At 72.7% G+C, this 15509-nt stretch carries 15 protein-coding genes; 8 read left to right on the top strand and 7 right to left on the bottom strand.

Features of this window, described 5'->3' with window-relative positions:
• Positions 1-59: 59 nt before the first annotated feature.
• A complete protein-coding gene (locus tag ACQPY0_RS12485) occupies positions 60-1025 on the top strand; it encodes a GNAT family N-acetyltransferase (RefSeq protein ID WP_432995200.1) in 966 nt (321 codons plus the stop codon).
• A gap of 823 nt (positions 1026-1848) precedes the next feature.
• On the opposite strand, the gene ACQPY0_RS12480 is transcribed toward ACQPY0_RS12485, so the two are convergent.
• The 3 genes from ACQPY0_RS12480 to ACQPY0_RS12470 are packed head-to-tail and all read right to left on the bottom strand — an operon-like array spanning position 1849 to position 4209.
• Positions 1849-2166, bottom strand: a complete 318-nt coding sequence (locus tag ACQPY0_RS12480; RefSeq protein ID WP_432988117.1) for a DUF952 domain-containing protein — start codon at positions 2164-2166, stop codon at positions 1849-1851.
• A 9-nt stretch (positions 2167-2175) separates the two neighbouring features.
• Positions 2176-2433, bottom strand: a complete 258-nt coding sequence (locus ACQPY0_RS12475) for a hypothetical protein (protein WP_432988115.1) — start codon at positions 2431-2433, stop codon at positions 2176-2178.
• A 6-nt stretch (positions 2434-2439) separates the two neighbouring features.
• Positions 2440-4209, bottom strand: coding sequence for a thiamine pyrophosphate-dependent enzyme (locus tag ACQPY0_RS12470; RefSeq protein ID WP_432988113.1), 1770 nt, complete (start codon positions 4207-4209; stop codon positions 2440-2442).
• Between the two features lie 66 nt (positions 4210-4275).
• On the opposite strand from ACQPY0_RS12470, the gene ACQPY0_RS12465 reads away from it, so the two are divergent.
• On the top strand, positions 4276-5487 hold the full coding sequence (locus ACQPY0_RS12465) for a hypothetical protein (RefSeq protein ID WP_432988111.1): 1212 nt from the start codon (positions 4276-4278) through the stop codon (positions 5485-5487).
• Here ACQPY0_RS12465 and ACQPY0_RS12460 read toward each other — a convergent pair.
• The gene (locus ACQPY0_RS12460) at positions 5450-6253 is read right to left on the bottom strand and encodes an SDR family NAD(P)-dependent oxidoreductase (protein ID WP_432988109.1); all 804 of its coding nucleotides are present in this window, start codon (positions 6251-6253) and stop codon (positions 5450-5452) included. The genes ACQPY0_RS12465 and ACQPY0_RS12460 overlap by 38 nt on opposite strands.
• Before the next feature lie 66 nt (positions 6254-6319).
• Positions 6320-7279: an FKBP-type peptidyl-prolyl cis-trans isomerase gene (locus ACQPY0_RS12455; protein ID WP_432988107.1), complete on the bottom strand. Its 960-nt coding sequence runs from the start codon at positions 7277-7279 to the stop codon at positions 6320-6322.
• A gap of 110 nt (positions 7280-7389) precedes the next feature.
• Here ACQPY0_RS12455 and aceB point away from each other — a divergent pair, with 110 nt between their 5' ends.
• The 5 genes from aceB to ACQPY0_RS12430 all read left to right on the top strand — a co-directional run bounded on the left by aceB (position 7390) and on the right by ACQPY0_RS12430 (position 13422).
• Positions 7390-8949 (top strand): malate synthase A, encoded by a 1560-nt coding sequence (gene aceB, locus ACQPY0_RS12450; protein WP_432988105.1) that lies wholly within the window; start codon positions 7390-7392, stop codon positions 8947-8949.
• Entirely contained in the window at positions 8946-10400 is a 1455-nt protein-coding gene (locus tag ACQPY0_RS12445) for an FAD-linked oxidase C-terminal domain-containing protein (RefSeq protein ID WP_432988103.1), read from the top strand. Before aceB ends, ACQPY0_RS12445 begins: the two co-directional genes overlap by 4 nt.
• 2 nt (positions 10401-10402) lie before the next feature.
• On the top strand, positions 10403-11596 hold the full coding sequence (locus ACQPY0_RS12440; RefSeq protein WP_432988101.1) for an FAD-binding oxidoreductase: 1194 nt from the start codon (positions 10403-10405) through the stop codon (positions 11594-11596).
• Positions 11596-12774, top strand: coding sequence for a (Fe-S)-binding protein (locus tag ACQPY0_RS12435; RefSeq protein WP_432988099.1), 1179 nt, complete (start codon positions 11596-11598; stop codon positions 12772-12774). The genes ACQPY0_RS12440 and ACQPY0_RS12435 overlap by 1 nt, the downstream gene beginning before the upstream one ends.
• A gap of 96 nt (positions 12775-12870) precedes the next feature.
• The gene (locus tag ACQPY0_RS12430) at positions 12871-13422 is read left to right on the top strand and encodes a Uma2 family endonuclease (protein ID WP_432988097.1); all 552 of its coding nucleotides are present in this window, start codon (positions 12871-12873) and stop codon (positions 13420-13422) included.
• 190 nt (positions 13423-13612) lie between these two features.
• Here ACQPY0_RS12430 and ACQPY0_RS12425 read toward each other — a convergent pair whose 3' ends face one another.
• Together ACQPY0_RS12425 and ACQPY0_RS12420 are read right to left on the bottom strand one after the other, a co-directional pair.
• Entirely contained in the window at positions 13613-14128 is a 516-nt protein-coding gene (locus tag ACQPY0_RS12425) for a TM2 domain-containing protein (RefSeq protein WP_432988095.1), read from the bottom strand.
• 171 nt (positions 14129-14299) lie between these two features.
• The gene (locus ACQPY0_RS12420; RefSeq protein ID WP_432988093.1) at positions 14300-14677 is read right to left on the bottom strand and encodes a hypothetical protein; all 378 of its coding nucleotides are present in this window, start codon (positions 14675-14677) and stop codon (positions 14300-14302) included.
• Positions 14678-14819: 142 nt separating this feature from the next.
• Here ACQPY0_RS12420 and ACQPY0_RS12415 point away from each other — a divergent pair, with 142 nt between their 5' ends.
• Positions 14820-15458, top strand: coding sequence for a GntR family transcriptional regulator (locus tag ACQPY0_RS12415; protein ID WP_432988091.1), 639 nt, complete (start codon positions 14820-14822; stop codon positions 15456-15458).
• The last annotated feature ends 51 nt before the right edge of the window (positions 15459-15509 follow it).

Raw genomic sequence — 15509 nt, 5'->3', positions numbered from 1 at the left:
CCCGCGCGGCCTTCACGGCACACAGCGCGCCCGCCGCGCCCGATAGGGTCGCCGATGTGATGGTGCGCGATGTCGAGGACGGGGATCGCGCGTGGGTCCGCGAGGTGCTCGCCGGGGCGTGGGCCGGCACGCGCGTCGTGGTGCGGGGGCGGTCGCGGGACGCCGCCGGGCTGCCGGGGTTCGTCGCCGTCGAGGACGGCCGGCGGGTTGGACTGCTGACGTACGACACCGGCCCCACCGGCCTCGAGGTGGTGACCCTCAACGCCGTCGAGCCGGGAATCGGGGCCGGGACCGCGCTGCTGGACGGGGCTCGGCGGGTCGCGGCGGAGCACGGCCTGACCAGGGTCTGGCTGATCACGACCAACGACAACGTCGACGCGCTGCGGTTCTACCAGCGGCGCGGGATGCGCATCACGGCCGTGCACCCCGGGGGCGTGGACCGAGGGCGGCTGGTGAAGCCGGCGATTCCGCTCGACGGGAAGTACGGCATCGAGATCCACGACGAGATCGAACTGGAGGCGACCGCGGCGGGCGTGCGGATTCGCGACGGGGCGATGACCGACATCCCGGCGGTGCTCGGCCTGCTCGACGCGGCGACCGAGTGGCTGGTGTCGCTCGGGCGGACCGGGCAGCGGGGTACCGCGCCACACTCGACCAACCCGCGGCGGCTGGCCGCGATGGCGGCGTGGGTGTCGGCCGGGCACCTGCACGTCGCCGAGGTCGGCGGCCGCCCGGCCGGCGCGCTCGCCGTCGGCACCGCCCCCGACTACGTGCCGTCCGTCGCCGGACCCGAGCTCTACGTCAACCTGCTCGTCGGCAGCCGCGCCCACCGCGGGATCGGCGGCCTGCTGCTTGGCCACGCCCGGGTGCTGGCCGTGCGGCGGGGGCTGCCGCTGCTGCGGGTCGACTGTTACGCGGGTGGGGACCGGGCGCTGGCCGGGTGGTACGAGCGACAGGGGTTCACCGCGACGGACCCGTTCACCGTGGGCGACTGGCCGGGCCAGGTCCTGCAGCAGCGCCTCTGAGAGAGTCCGACCCTGGGTTGAGCACGATACGAACTGGGCTCCATCGCGGCCCTCATGACTGGCCCACCCCGAGCGGACCGCAAGGGGGCCGGGGTGACGATGCGTGAAGACCGAGTCCGCTGCGATGGTGCCAGGAGAGCGCAAGTAGCCGATGACTGGGAACCGCGCGGTGTTCTTGAACCGTTCCTCAACCGCGGACGGTGGCCACCGAGCGCATCAAGCAGGTCGCGCTCGTAGACCCTTGGAAATCGCTCAGATCTATTGCTTTTCCTCCCCTAAATTTCAAATGCTGTTCGGCTCTTGATTTTCGGCTCGCATCCGTAAGAGTGCCGGCCGGGACCCACGGCGGCCCCCACGTTCAAGCCAAAAGCAAAAAGCACTTCAATTTTTAGGAGGGAAAAGCAATAGGTTTGGGCTGTCCCCGAAGAGTTTACGAGCGCGACCCGCTTGATGCGCTCGGTGGTCACCGTCCGCCGTTGAGGGCGCGGTTCCGCGTCCATCGGCGAGGTTCGCGGCCGCGGCGACCGGGATCGCCCGCACGCCGCGACACGCGACACGACGTTCAAGAATCGGCAGTAGACCGCACGGTCAAGAGCAGACTTGGCACACGATCCGCCGGCGGCCGTGAGCGCGAGGTCGACGAAGTCCGTCACGCCTCGAGTTCCAAATCACAAACGCGAAGCGGCCGGGTCGATCGCGCCCAGGGGATGAAACGCGACCGGCGGCAGGTCAGGACTTCGCTTCGTCGCGTTGGCGGGTTGGCGTTTCGGCCTGCCGCGACGCAGGCCGGGCGGGCGCAGGCGGAGCAACCACTGCCGGGCCTCTAAGCCGATATTTCGGAAATGTCCGAAACGTGGCGGGCCTCGGTCACCGCGCTCAGCGGCAGCGGCGCGTACAGGTGCGGGAACGTGCCGTGGGCGTTGTCCTCCCAGCGCAGGTCGGCGCCGAGGAGGTCGGCGTCGACCGCGAGGACCACCAGCTCCGGCTCGCCGGAGAAGTATCGCGAGGCCGTGCGGTGCAGCTGTTCGGCGCTGGAGAGGTGGACGAAGCCGTCCGCGCGGTCCAGCGGCGAGCCGGCGAACACCCCGGCGGTCTCGAACTCGGCCCACTCGGCCGGGAGAAGGATCTTGTAGATCGGCACCCGGTCAGGCTATTCGAAGAACGAGCCGCGTCCCCCGCCCTCGCGGGCCCGGGCCCGCCGGCGCAGTTCGACCACCACCGCGTCGACCAGGGCGGTCGCGGCCACGACGAAGAGCGCGACCGCGAGCCAGGTAAGGCCCGCGGCCAGCGACAGGGCCCCCAGCACCGCGCTGATGAACAAGCCGAACACGGCCAGGGTGAGGCGGAGGTTCAGGGCGCTGTACGGGTGCCCGGCGGTCCCGCGGGCGCCGCGCGGCTGGGCGCGCATGAGGGCTCATCCCTTCAGCTGGGTGATCTTGTCCTTGAGGATCGTGGTGGCGATCGCGGCCCGGTGCGGCTGGCCCCTGAGGAACGACTCGGCGAAGTGGACCGCCTGCTGGTAGGTGACCTTCGCCGGCATCGGCGGCTCGTTGGCGTCGACGGCGACGTCCACGACCGCGGGCCCGTCGAAGGCGAGCGCCTCGCGCAGCGTCTCCTGCAGGTCGCCGGGTTCGCTGACCTTCGCGCCGAAGCCGCCGCAGCCGCGGGCCCAGGCGGCATAGTCCGGGGCGGGGTCGCCGAAGCGGACGCCGTACTCCGGCAGGCCCAGCACCATCTGCTCCCACACGATCATGCCCAGGGCGTTGTTGTTGTTGACGACGACCTTCACCGGCAGCCCGTAGCGGGCCGCGGTGTGGAACTCGGCCATGAGCATCGCGAAGCCGCCGTCGCCGACGAAGGCGATGCACTGCCGGCCCGGGTACTCGTGCTGCAGCGCGATCGCGTACGGCAGCCCGGGGGCCATCGTGGCGAGCGTGCCGGAGAGGTAGAACTCGCGCCGGCCGACGATCTGCCAGTGGCGGGCGGCCCAGGTGGCCACGGTGCCCGAGTCGCAGCACAGGATCGCGTCGGCGGCGGCCGTGCGGTCCAGGGTCGCGGCCAGGTACTGCGGCGCGATCGGCGAGCGCTCCGCGGACTCCAGCGGGGCCAGGCGCTCCCGCCAGTCGGCCATCTTCTGCTGGTACCGCTGCAGATGCTTGCGCTCCGGCCGGCGCCGCAGCCGGGGCAGCAGCGACTCCAGGGTGGCGGCGGCGTCGCCGACCAGCGGCACGTCCGTCGGGATGCGGGTGCCGGCCCGGGTCGCCTCGGTGTCGATCTGCACGACGTGGGCCTGGCCGGGCTCGGGCAGGAACTTCGTGTACGGGAAGTTCGTGCCCACCATCAGCAGCGCGTCGCACTCGGCCATGAGGTCCTCGCTGGGCGCGGTGCCGAGCAGGCCCAGGCCGCCCAGCGCGAACGGCGAGTCGTCCGGCACGACCATCTTGCCCAGCAGCGACTTGACGATCGGGGCGCCGAGCACGTCCGCGGTGAGCTCGACCAGCGCGCCGGCGCCGCGCGCGCCGATGCCGGCCAGGATCGCCGGGCGCTCGGCGACGTTGAGCAGGTCGGCGGCGGCCTGCAGGTCGTCGTCGGCGGGGCGGGCCGGCGGCGGCACCCACACCGGCGCGGTGGCGGGCTCGCGGATCGGGCCGACGTCCTCGTAGGGGTTGTTCCCGGCGGCGGCGACCTGCACGTCGTTGGGGACGGTCAGGTGGGCCACGCCGCGGCGGGCCAGGGCGGTGCGCACGGCGATGTCGACCAGCGCGGGCACCTGGGCCGGGTTGACGATCGGCTCGTTGTACTCGGCGACGTCCTCGAAGAGCCGATCCAGGTGTACCTCCTGCTGGTACGCGGTCCCGAGCACGGCCGACTCCTGCATGCCGGTGATCGCGAGCACCGGGGCGTGGTCGAGCTTGGCGTCGTAGAGCCCGTTGGCGAGGTGGATGCCGCCGGGGCCGGACGTGGCCAGGCACACGCCCAGGCGCCCGGTGGCCTTGGCGTGCGCGACGGCCATGAAGGCGGCGGCCTCCTCGTGGTGTACCAGGACGAACCGGACACGGTCGGCGTTTCGGCGCAGTCCCTCCATGAGCCCGTTGATGCCGTCGCCGGGGAGGCCGAACACCGTGTCGACACCCCAGGCGGCCAGTCGCGCAATGATCGCCTCACCCACCGTCTGCTTGGCCATAACCATGTGCTTTGCCGGTTCGGACGGGACGAAACATGCGCGGGAGATCCGGTACCGTACGCGCACATGGGGCTGTTCGACCGGTTGCGCGGCACTGCCGAGGAGCGCTTCGCCAGGCGCGTGCTGGGCGCGATGCGCGACGCTGGCGTGGCCCGGGCGCGATACCTGCCCGACCAGTTCGCGATCGAGGTCCACCGCGACTCCGCCGACGACCCGGGGACCATCGCCTACCTCGGCAACATCTTCCGCGAGTGCGAGCGGGCCGGCCGCGGCGAGCAGCGTGAGCGCATCGCCGCGTTCCTGGCCGCGATCATCTACCACCCGGGCGCGCCGGAGAGCTGGGAGGGCGTCGCCCCGCTGCTGCGGCCCCTGCTGCGCACGGCCACGTTCGGGCTGGGCGTGGCCCGGTCCGGGCCGGGTCCGCTGCGCCGCCCGGCGTGGGGCCACCTGGCCGAGTTCGTGGTGGTCGACCAGCCGACGTCGCTGCTCTACGTGACCCCCAAGCAGCTGCAGGACTGGGGCGTCACCGAGCAGGCCGTCTTCGACCGGGCCCGGCGCAACATGACCGAGCTGGCCCGGCGCACGAGCGAGGCGAGCGAGGCGAGCGAGGCGCCCGGGCCGCGCTCGCTGATCCGGATGGTCGAATCCGGCGACGCGTACTGGGCCTCGCACCTGTTCGTCGAGGGCTGGCTGGCCTCGCTGCGGTCCCGGGTCGGCGGCCAGCCGCTGCTGTTCGTGCCCGACACGACCGGGGTGATGCTCGTCGGGCGCGGCGCCGAGGACACCCCGGACAGCCTCGGGAAGGTCTTCGCGCTCGTCGAGCAGGAATACCACGAGGCCGCCCGGCCGATCTCCCCGATGGCGTTCACGGTCGACGACTCCGGCACCGTGGTCCCGTTCCTGCCGCCGCCCGGCGACCCGCTCCACGAGATCGCGCACCGCACCGAGGTCATCATCGCGTCGTCGGAGTACGCCGCGCAGGCCCAGCACCTCGAAAGCGACGCCTTCGTCGCCGCCTGCACCGTCGTGCAGCGCTCCGACGAGACGCTCTTCACGGTGGCGAGCTGGGCCGACAAGGTCGACACCCTGCTGCCCCGGGCCGACTTCGTGGCGTTTTCCGCCGACGGCGCCGAGACGTTCTTCGTGCCCTGGGCCGCCGTCGAGCGCGAGGTCGACCTGGAGCCGGAGCCGGGCCTCGACCCGCCGCGCTACCGGCTGCGCGAGTGGCCCCACCCGGGCGTCATCGAGCGGCTCCGCCGGGTCGCGACCCGCCCTTGAGCAGGGCGCGAAGCCGGGACCGCACCGCCGGGTCCTTGGCACCCGGGTGCGGCTCGGCGACGCGCTGCCCGTCGAAGAAGAGCCCGGAGCGCGTCTCGTCGAGGATGAGCCGCAGCGTCGCCGCGCCGCCCTCCTCGACGGTGGCGAAGGGGGTCTGGCCGTATTGCCGGACCATCGCGGTGTCCATGAACGTCGCCGGGTGCAGGCAGTTGGCGTTCACCCCGGAGCCCCTCAGGTCCTCGGCGAGATCGAAGGTCCAGGCGGCGAGCGCGAGCTTGCTGCGCCGATACGCCTCGACCCCGTCGTAGTGCCGCTCCAGCTGCGGGTCGTCGAAGTCGATCGGCTGCTGCCCGAGCGAGCCCACGTTGACGACCCGGGCGGGTGCGTTGGCTTTCAGCGTGGGCAGCAGCGCCTCGGTGAGCCGGACCGGGGCGAGCAGGTTGACCGCCCAGCGCAGCTCGTAGCCGTCGGCGGAGACCTCCCGCTTCCCGTCGCGCTCGCCGAACCCGACCCCGGCGTTGTTGACCAGGATCGTCAGCGGCCGGTCGCGGACCTCGGCGGCGAGCCGGTCCACGCCGGCGAGCGAGGCCAGGTCGGCGACGAACCCCTGGGCCTTGCCGCCGGCCGCCTCGACCTCGGCGACCCCGCGCCCGACCTTCCCGCGGTCGCGCCCGTGCACCAGCACGGTCAGCCCGGCCCGCCCGAGCCGCGGCGCCAGCCAGCGGCCGAGCCCCGAGGTGGCGCCGGTCAGCAGCACTGCGCTCATGGGAAAAAACTAGCGCGCAGGGCGGCGAGGCCGCCCTGCGCGCGTGGCTGTCCTGAGTCCGCGCCGTTAATTGCCGCCGACATTCAGGCCGCCGGACGCGTCGGGGGCCTGAATGTCCAGGATGTCGACGTAGAAGCGCAGATCGCCCGGGGGATAGCCCTCGGCGTTCTGGTAGGCCTCCTTGACCGGGATGTCCAGGATGACCCGGCTGCCGACCTTGAGGCCGACCAGGCCGCGGTCCCAGCCCTCGAGGACCTGGGGCTTCTGGCCCTGCTCCAGCATGCCGACCTGCACCGGGAAGGTCTGCTTCTTCTCCCAGGACGAGTCGAAGATCTTGCCGTCCTTGTAGGTCAGGCCGACGTAGTTGACCACGACCGTGTCGCCGGCCTTGACCGCCTTGCACTTGCCCTGGATGAGCGTCTCGACGTGGCGGACGGGGACGCTGGCGTCCTTGCCGGCCTCGGTCTTGGGCTCGTCGGCCAGGCGCTTGTCGAAGCCGCCGAGCAGCGGCGGATACGCACTCTGGTCCGGCTTCTTGCACTCGGTCTTCTGCTTCTCGGCGCGGTCGCCGAAATACCACACGCCGGCGAACGCCCCGCCGACGGCGAGCAGCACGATGATCGTGCCGGCGATCGCCTGCCCGGCGCGGCGGCGGCGGGCGACCTTGCGGGCGGCGACCCGGGCGGCGGCGCGCTTCTCGGCCTTGGTCAGCGGAGCCGGGCCCTTGCCCTTGGCGGGCTTCTTCTCCTGGTCAGGCTCGTCCGACTTCTCAGACTCGTCCGATTCGCCGCTCTCGTCCGAGGCGTCCGGTTCGGCCGAGGCATCGCTGTCGGCGGCGTCGCTGTCGGCGGCGGCGTCCTCGGTGGCGTTGTCCTCAGCGGCGGCGTCCGGCGTGGCCGGTGCCTCCGCTTCGACCTCTGCCGATGGCTCGGTCGTCTCCTGCGCCGACTCCTCCGGCTCGGCCGCCTTCGGCGGGGTGGCCTTGGTCGACCTTGCCGGGCGGCGGTTACTGCCCCGATCGCTCACGATTCGTCGACTCCCCTGGTGGACCTGAATTTTGTTCGGCAGAGCTTCCCATACCACACCCCTCGCGGCACGCACCGGGGTAGGGCCGCGATATGGCCTAAGGTCGGCGTATGGGCAACGCTACGGGCGTCGAGATTACCGGACCGCTCGGCGATCGCTTCGCCGAGATCCTCACCGAGGAGGCTCTGAGTTTCCTGGCAGAGCTCCATCGCACCTTCGACGGGCGCCGGCTTTCGCTGCTCGCGCTGCGCAAGGAGCGCGAGGCCGCCCTGCAGGCCGGCGGCACGCTCGGCTTCCTGCCCGAGACGCGCGACGTGCGCGAGGGCGACTGGCGGGTCGCCGAGCCGGCACCGGGCCTTACGGACCGCCGGGTCGAGATCACCGGGCCGACCGATGCCAAGATGACCATCAACGCGCTCAACTCCGGGGCGAAGGTGTGGCTGGCCGACCACGAGGACGCCAACACCCCGCTGTGGGACAACGTGATCCAGGGGCAGCTCAACCTGCGCGACGCCGTCGCCGGAACGCTGTCGTTCACCTCGGCCGAGGGCAAGGCGTACTCGCTGAGCGACGGCCCCCGGCCGACGATCGTGGTGCGGCCCCGCGGCTGGCACCTGCCGGAGAAGCACATCCTGGTCGACGGGCAGCCGTCCTCGGGCTCGCTGACCGACTTCGGGCTCTACTTCTTCCACAACCACCTCGCCACCCGGCCGTACTTCTACCTGCCCAAGATGGAGTCGCACCTCGAGGCCCGGCTGTGGAACGAGGTGTTCGCCCTCACCGAGGAGCGCTTCGGCCGCCCGACCGGCACGATCCGCGCCACGGTGCTCATCGAGACGTTCCCGGCCGCGTTCGAGATGGAGGAGATCCTCTACGAGCTGCGCGAGCACTCCGCCGGGCTCAACGCGGGCCGCTGGGACTACATGTTCAGCGTCATCAAGAAGTTCCGCACCCGCGGCCGCGACTTCCTGCTGCCGGACCGCAACTCGGTGACGATGACGGTGCCGTTCATGCGCGCCTACACCGAGCTGCTCGTGCGCACGTGTCACAAGCGCGGCGCCCACGCGATCGGCGGCATGGCGGCGTTCGTCCCGAGCCGCCGCGACCCCGAGGTGAACAAGGCCGCGTTCGAGAAAGTTTCCGCGGACAAGACCCGGGAGGCCGGCGACGGCTTCGACGGATCGTGGGTCGCGCACCCCGACCTCGTCCCGCTGTGCCGGGAGATCTTCGACGGGGTCCTGCACGAGCGGCCCAACCAGCTCGACCGCGTGCGCGAGGACGTGAACGTCACCGAGGCCGATCTGCTCGCGGTCGGCGCGACGCCCGGGCAGCGCACCGAGGCCGGGCTGCGCAACGCCGTCAGCGTGGGGGTGCAGTACCTCGACGCCTGGCTCAAGGGCAGCGGCGCGGTGGCGATCAACAACATGATGGAGGACGCCGCGACCGCCGAGATCTCCCGCTCGCAGGTCTGGCAGTGGCTGCACAACGACGTCACGCTCGACGACACTGGAGAGAGGGTCACGAAGGCGCTCGTCGAGCGGATCGCCGGTGAGGAGCTGGCCCGGCTCGGCGGGGACCACACCGCGGCGCGGGAACTTTTCATGGAGGTGGCCGTGGCCGACGAATTTGTGGACTTCCTGACGATTCCGGCGTACGAACGTATGCCATGAGCATCGCTGCGCTCTCCGAGGCGGTGCGCGGGCTGCTGCGACCCGATCAGGTCATCACGGACCGGGCGCGGCTGCGGACGTACGAGTGCGACGGCCTGGCCCATTACCGGGTCGTGCCCGGCATCGTGCTGCTGCCCCGCACCGCCGAGGAGTGCGCGGGCGTGGTGCGCGCGTGCGTCGCGCACGGGGTGCCGTTCGTGGCCCGCGGCTCCGGCACCGGCCTGTCCGGCGGGGCGCTCCCCCACGCCGACGGGGCGCTCATCGTCACCTCGCAGCTGCGGGCGATCCGCGAGGTCGCGCCGCAGGACGAGCGGGCCGTGCTCGAGCCGGGCGTGATCAACCTGCAGGTCTCCCGGGCCGCGAACCCGCACGGGTACTACTACGCGCCCGACCCCTCCAGCCAGCAGATCTGCTCGATCGGCGGGAACGTGGCCGAGAACTCGGGCGGGGCGCACTGCCTGAAGTACGGCTTCACCGCCAACCACGTGACCGGCGTGCAGATCGTGACGCCGGACGGCGACCTGGTGCGCCTGGGCGGGCGGGCGCCGGATTCGCCCGGATACGACCTGCTCGGCGCGTTCGTCGGCTCGGAGGGCACGCTCGGCATCGCCACCGAGGTCACGGTACGGCTGATGCGCCTGCCGGAGACCGTGCGCACCCTGCTCGCGGCGTTCGCCGGCCCCGGCGAGGCCGGCGCGGCCACCTCGGCGATCATCGCGGCCGGCGTGGTGCCCGCGGCCGTGGAGATGATGGACGCGCTCGCCATCGAGGCGGCCGAGGCGGCGGTGCACTGCGGCTACCCGGCCGGCGCGGGCGCGGTGCTCATCGTCGAGCTCGACGGCCCCGCGGCCGAGGTCGACGCCCAGTTCGCCGCGGTCGAGCGGTTCTGCCGGGCCAGCGGGGCGTTCGAGATCCGTATCGCCGCCGACGACGCCGAGCGGGCCCTGTTCTGGAAGGGCCGCAAGTCCGCGTTCGCCGCGGTCGGGCGCATCTCCCCCGACTACATCGTCCAGGACGGGGTCATCCCCCGCACCGCGCTGCCCCAGGTCCTCACCCGCATCGGCGAGCTCGCCCGCGAGCACGGCGTCCGGGTCGCCAACGTCTTCCACGCCGGCGACGGCAACCTGCACCCCCTGGTCCTGTTCGACGAGGCGGTCGCCGGCCAGGCCGAGCGCGCCGAGACGGTCTCCGGGGCGATCCTCGACATCTGCGTCGAGCACGGCGGCTCGATCACCGGCGAGCACGGGGTCGGGGTCGACAAGGCCAAGCACCTTCCGCGGATGTACTCCGACGACGACCTCGACACGATGCAGCTGCTGCGGTGCGCGTTCGACCCGCGGGGGCTTTCCAACCCCGGCAAGGTGTTCCCGACCCCGCGGCTGTGCGGCGAGGTCCCCGGCCGGCGCAAAGGCCCCGGCCCCTGGCACGAGGCGGGCGTGGAGGTGTTCTGACGGTGACGGTCGTCGACGAGATCGCCGGGGTGGCCGCGGCCATGGTCGCCCGGCCGGACTCGACCGCGCAGGTCGCCGGCGTCGTACGTGACGCCGCGCGGGACGGGCTCGCGCTGGTCGCCCGCGGCGCCGGCACGAGGCAGGACTGGGCCCTGCCCCCGCAGCGCCTCGACGTGATCCTGGAGATGGGCGGCGTGTGCGGCGTGGTCGAGCACGCCGCCGGTGACCTGGTCGCGATCGTGCGGGCCGGCACCCCGCTGCGCGAGGTCCAGGAGGCCCTGCGCCCAGCCGGCCAGCAGCTGGCCCTCGACGAGCCGATCCCCGGCGCGACCGTCGGCGGCACCGTCGCCGTCAACGCCTCCGGCCCCCGCCGGATGCTCTACGGCACCGTCCGCGACCTGCTCATCGGCGTGACGGTGGTGCGCGCCGACGGGGTGGTGGCCCGGGCCGGGGGCAAGGTCGTCAAGAACGTGGCCGGGTACGACCTCGGCAAGCTCGTCGCCGGCTCGTACGGCACCCTGGGCGTCATCACCGAGTGCGCCTTCCGCCTGCACCCGCTGCCCGCCGCCGCCCGCTACGTCCGCGCCCGCACCGAGTCCCCCGACGACGCCGGCCGCGCGGTCGCCGCCGTGCTCGCCGCGCAGGTCGTCCCCAGCGCCCTGGAGGTCGACCTGACCGCCGGCGGCGGCGCGCCCGAGGTCACCGCCCTGGTCGAGGGCGTCCCGGCGGGCGTCGAGCGCCGCGCCGCCGACCTGGAGAAGCTCCTCGGCGACGGCGCCGGGCAGTGCGCGGACCCGCCCGAGGGCTGGGGCACCTACCCGTGGTCGCCCGGCGACGTCGGGATCAAGCTCACCTGCGCGCTGTCGAGGGTGCCGTACCTGCTCACGGCGGCCGGCGTCACCGCGCAGCTGCACGATGCCCCGCTGCGGGTGCGCGGCTCGGCCGGCACCGGGGTGCTCTACGCGGGCCTGCCCGCCGCCACCGACCCGGGCGTGGTCGCGGGCGTCATCAGCGATCTGCGCGCCGCGACCCGCGCCGGCGCCGGGCACTGCGTGGTGCTGACGGCCCCGCCGGCGGTCCGCACGCGGGTCGACGTCTGGGGCCACGTCGACGGCCTGGACCTCATGCGCCGCGTCAAGGAGCAGTTCGACCCGGCGGGCACCCTCGCCCCCGGCCGCTTCGTGGGTGGCATCTGATGGACGACCGGGCCGAACTGATCAACGACTGCGTCCACTGCGGCTTCTGCCTGCCGACGTGCCCCACCTACACGCTGTGGGGCGAGGAGATGGACTCCCCGCGCGGCCGGATCCAGCTGATGCTGCAGCAGACCGAGGGCGAGCCGCTCACCCCCGCCATGGCCGGCCACTTCGACGCGTGCCTGGGCTGCATGGCGTGCGTGACGGCCTGCCCGTCCGGCGTCCGCTACGACGAGCTGATCACCGCGACCCGCCCGATGGTGGAAGAGGTCCGGCCACCCGCGGGCCGGGCGCTGCGGGCGGCCGTGTTCGCGCTGTTCCCGTATCGCCGGCGGCTCGCGCTCGCCAAGGCGCCGCTCGTGGGGTACCGCATGATCGGAAGCCCCCTGCGCCGCCACCTGCCCGCCACCCTGCGAACCCTCCTGGACCTGGCCCCCGCCGTGCGGCGCACCGTGGCCCTGCCGGCGGTCGTCCCCGCCCTGGGCCGCCGCCGCGCCCGCGTGGGGATGCTCACCGGCTGCGTCCAGCACGCGTTCTTCCCGTCGGTGAACGCGGCGACCGCCCGGGTGCTGGCCGCGGAGGGCTGCGAGGTGGTGATCCCCGAGTCGCAGGGCTGCTGCGGCGCCCTGAGCCAGCACAGCGGACGCGCTCGCGAGGCGTCCCGGTTCGCGTCCTCCGTCGAGCGGGTCTTCGCCGATGTCGACGCCCTGGTCGTGAACGCGGCGGGCTGTGGCTCGTCGCTGAAAGAGACGGTGTCGATGCCGGTCCGCGACCTGTCGGAGTTCCTCGTCGAGCTGGGCCCGGTCGCGCCGCGGCACGAGATCCCGGTGACGGCGGCCTACCACGACGCGTGCCACCTCGCGCACGCCCAGGGCATCCGCTCCCAGCCGCGCGCCCTCCTGCGCGCCATCCCCCGCCTGACCCTGCGCGAGATCCCCGACGGCGAGATCTGCTGCGGCTCGGCGGGCATCTGGAACATCCTGAACCCGGGCCCGGCCGCGGAGCTGGGCGACCTGAAAGCCCGCAACGTCCTGTCGACCGGCGCGTCTCTGCTGGTGACGGCGAACCCGGGCTGCCTGATGCAGATCGCGGCCGCGGCGCGCCGAGCGGGCGCCCCGCTCCGCCTGGCCCACACGGCCCAGGTCCTGGACGCCTCCATCCGCGGCGTCCGTCCCTGAGCACAGGTGCCGCCGCCCGGGCGTTTGCGACCCGAGCGCCGTCGTGCGGTTGCGGACCGTTGTAGCCTTTAATCGCATAGCGCAGAGGGAGGCACGATGAGCGCCGAAGCCGTGGGCTCGGGAATGCCGACGCATGTCACGTTGGATGACCTCGCCGCGATGGCGGCGGCCGACGAGAACCACCGCTACGAGCTCAGTCCCGAGGGAGTATTGTCCGTTATGCCGCCCGCGGATCCCGAACACGCCCTGATCGTGTCCCGGATGTTCGCCTGGTTTCTGACCAATGGGTACGGTCCGGAGCAGGTGGTGACGGACTGCGGTATCGACGTCGGCGGCGGGCGAGTCCCGGATCTCACCGTGTGGGCGAAGAACTCACCGCCGCGTCCGGCGCGGTCGAGCTACGCCGGCACCGCCGGGTTACTGCTCGCCATCGAGGTCGTATCCCGCGGCTCCGAGGTCGTCGACCGGATCATCAAGAAGGCGGAGTACGCCAGAGGCGGAATCCCCCACTACTGGTTCGTGGAGCGCGACGGCGCCACCACCGTGCACCGGCACACCCGCAACGCCGGCACGGGTGAGTACGAGCCTGTCCCCGGCGGCGCCCAGCCGCTCGCCTGGCTGTTGAGCACCGTCCCCGATCTTTCGTGATCCGCACGGAAGCCGGGTTGGTGACGTGGTGAGCCGGGGCCGCGCGGTGGCCAGGCCAGTCGCGGCGGAGATGAGGGCGGCCGTCGACGGTGAGGTCGATCGGGGACGGGTTGGCCTGCTGCCGCAACGCCGACGCCGCGGCGCGTGAAAGGCCCGGCGCGGGACACGCGCCGGGCCCGGTAAGCGCTGGTCAGTTGGGGCGCAGGGGGCGGCCCTGGCCGTCGACCGGGCGGCCCGCCAGCATCATGATGCCGTCGATGATGAACCACAGCCACAGGCCGCCGGTCACGACCCACGGGATCGCGAACAGGAACCAGCCGCAGATGAACGCGACCCAGCCCACCGCGAAGCTCAGGATCAGCTGGGTCACGCCCAGGGCGATGTTGCCCGCGTAGAGACGGCCGATGCCGCCGATGGCGAAGAACAGGCCCGGCAGCAGCTGCAGCAGGCCCGCGGCGAGCTTGCTCTTGTCGGAATACGGCTGGCCCGTCAGCGGGTCGTAGGCCGCCGCCACCGCGACCGGGTAGCCGGCCTGCTGGGCGTAGGCCGCCTGACCATACGGGTCGTAGCCGCCCGCGGCCGGGGCGCCCGAGACCGGGGGCATCTGGTAGGGCTGGCCCGAGGCGGGCGGGGACGAGGCGGGCGGGCTCGACATGGGCGGCGGCAGGGCCGGCTGACCGTAGGGGTCGGACTGGTTGTAGGGCACCGGCTGTCCGTAAGGCGCCGGCTGCCCGTACGGCGACGGCTGTCCGTACGGATCCGGCTGCCCATACGGATTGGGGGATCCATACGGTGGCTGCGTCATGACGTGCAGGCTACAACGCCCGCCCAACGTTTTCCGCCCCCGACTCGGTTGTGACGCGATCGACGGTTCGCACTACTTGCCGGGCCCGGCTCGGCGCGCGAGATGGGCTTTGCCGCGCGCCGGCCGGTGCGTACGACATTTTGCCTGCTCACGCCGTCGCGGTGGCGGCTGGTGGCGATGGTGCGCCGCCGGTCGGGTGCGCGCGACGAGGAGTTCCGGCGACGGGTCGAGAGCTTTCGTCGACGAATGCCGATCACCGGGCGCACGCGGCTGGAGCAGGAGGCCGTGCACCGCATGCGCGGGGCCGTCGATTCCGTCCGGGCCGCGCGGGAGCGAATCGAAGAAGGTGAGACGATCGCGTTCGTGGTGGCGCACCGCCTGGCGACGATCCGCGATGCCGGCCGGATCGCGGTGCTCCGCGGCGGGCGCCCGGCGGAGTTCGGCACGCACGCGGAACTCATCGCGGCCGGCGGATCTTCGCGCGGCCGCGCGGGCTGCGGTCGGTCTGAGCGCGAGCCATGCGGCGGCTCGCCAGCAACCCGCCCGGGCTCCGGCGGGTCTGGGATTCAGCGACATCTGCCACACTGTGCCGATGAGGGAGACCGAGGAGCTGGCCAGCGCGAGCCTGGTCGAGCTCGCGGTGTCCCGGCTGACCAGGGAGATCCTCAGCGGCGGCACCGAGCCCGGTGAGCGCCTGGTCGAGGAGCAGCTGACGAAGCGCTTCGGCATCAGCCGCGCGCCGCTGCGGGAGGCGCTGCGGCTGCTGGCCCAGCAGGGGCTCGTCGAGCACGTGCCGCGCCGCGGGGTGCGGGTGGCGATCCTGTCCGACGCCGACATCCAGGAGCTTTACGCGGTCCGCGACGTCCTGGAGCGGCACGCGATCGCCGCCACCCCGCCGGGGGCGGACCTGGCCGGCATCACGGCGGCGATGAAGGCGATGCAGGAGGCCGACGCCCGGGGCGACCAGTTCGACGTGGCGACCGCGCACCGCGACTTCCACGTGGCGGTCGTGGCGTTGGCCGGCAACCGGCAGCTGACGGCCGTCTACGAGTCGATCCTGGTCAAGATCCAGCTGTACATGGCGCTCAACCTGCGCCGCGAGGCCGAGGTCGCCCGGCCGCACGACGGCGTGCACCGCCACGAGCGGCTCTTCGACGCCGTCTCCGGCCGCGACCCCGAGGCGATCCTGGCCGCACTGAACGAGCACGGTGCGCAGTCCTACCTCGCTTAGAAGTTCCCGACATCAATGCGTTACACGGCGTGCCGGCCGCCGTAACAGGAT

This window comes from Dactylosporangium sp. CA-233914, from assembly GCF_050942935.1.
Lineage (GTDB): Bacteria > Actinomycetota > Actinomycetes > Mycobacteriales > Micromonosporaceae > Dactylosporangium.
Note: the sequence above shows the minus strand (reverse complement) of the source record. Positions and strands in the feature narration are given on the sequence as shown.